Source organism: Streptomyces sp. NPDC031274 (assembly GCF_055570235.1).
Map to the genome: position 1 here is coordinate 1 of NZ_JBVIHP010000456.1, position 1064 is coordinate 1064.

The 1064-nt window shown below is 65.6% G+C and carries 1 protein-coding gene and 2 pseudogenes; all 3 read right to left on the bottom strand.

Features of this window, described 5'->3' with window-relative positions; translation table 11 throughout:
• Nucleotides 1–102 (bottom strand): annotated as a pseudogene (locus ACZ5CR_RS47135) (aldo/keto reductase); the annotation flags it as partial.
• Nucleotides 103–150: 48 nt separating this feature from the next.
• Nucleotides 151–744 carry a Uma2 family endonuclease gene (locus tag ACZ5CR_RS47140; protein ID WP_468870232.1) on the bottom strand — a complete coding sequence of 198 codons (594 nt, stop codon included), beginning with the start codon at nucleotides 742–744 and terminating at the stop codon, nucleotides 151–153.
• Nucleotides 745–816: 72 nt separating this feature from the next.
• Nucleotides 817–1064, bottom strand: a pseudogene (locus tag ACZ5CR_RS47145) (MarR family transcriptional regulator); the annotation flags it as partial.

Sequence of the window (1064 nt, forward strand, 5' to 3'; positions counted from 1 at the left end):
CGTGTGGCTGTCGGGCTCGTTCGTCAGCGGCCCGAAGTTCATGGTCCCGAGCGCGAGTCGACTGACCTTGAGTCCTGTGCGTCCCAGCTGCGTGTACTTCATGGTTGCCCAGCCAACGACTTGGAGTGCGCTCCAGGCAAGGGGGGTGGGTCAGTCGCGGGGGAACTTGTCGGTCTTGAGAAGGAGGTCGACGACGGTGCCGGTCAGGTCGACCTCGTGGCCGAAGGCGAACGGGAGGTCGCTGACGTAGTCGCCCTCCTTGGGTTGGCTGTAGACGTGGCACTCGCCCTTGTACGGGTCCACGATCAGATAGACAGGGACCTCGGCTTCTGCGTATGCGGTTTTCTTGGGGCCGTAGTCGTTCACTGCTGTGCCGCTGGAGATGACCTCGGCGATGAATTCGACGTCCCTGTAGTTCCAGCCGCGCTTGCAGCTCCACTGTGCCCCGTCGCGCAGTTTTGCTACGTCCGGGCAGAACCCGTTCTGTCCGCCGGGAAAGTCGATGCGTACATCGGACAGCACCTGCACATCCATCCCGAACCTGTCTTCCAGAGCTCGGACGATCCTGCGAATGATGTGCCAGTGAGTGCTCCTCTGCGGCGTCATAAAGACGGCTCCCCCGACGATCTCCAGCCGAAAGCCTTCGAGGAAGTGGTCTCGTCCGAACGCCTTGAACAACCGGTCCAGTGCGTCCCTGTCGCCGAACTCAGCCATCTCGATCCTGTCGGTCTCTACGACGGTCATCGTGGCGCTCCTCCCCGGCCGCCCCTTGGTCGAGTGCAGCCGCGCAGTACAACGATACGCACGGAGACAAGGTCACGAGCCGCCCAGCCAGCCCGCCGCGTCGAGGCGGAACGCGTCCGGCGGTACGACGGCTCGCAGGTCGGACTCCAGGGCCCGGAGTCGGTGGGTGCCCAGGGCGGAGGCCCACTCCGCCCGCAGCTCATCGAAGACCGCCGCCGAGCGGCGCAGCGCGTCGATGCCGTGCGGGGTGAGGCGGATCAGTTTGCGGCGGGCGTCGGCCGGGTCGTCGGTGCGTTCCGCGTAGCCGAGGGCGATGAGGC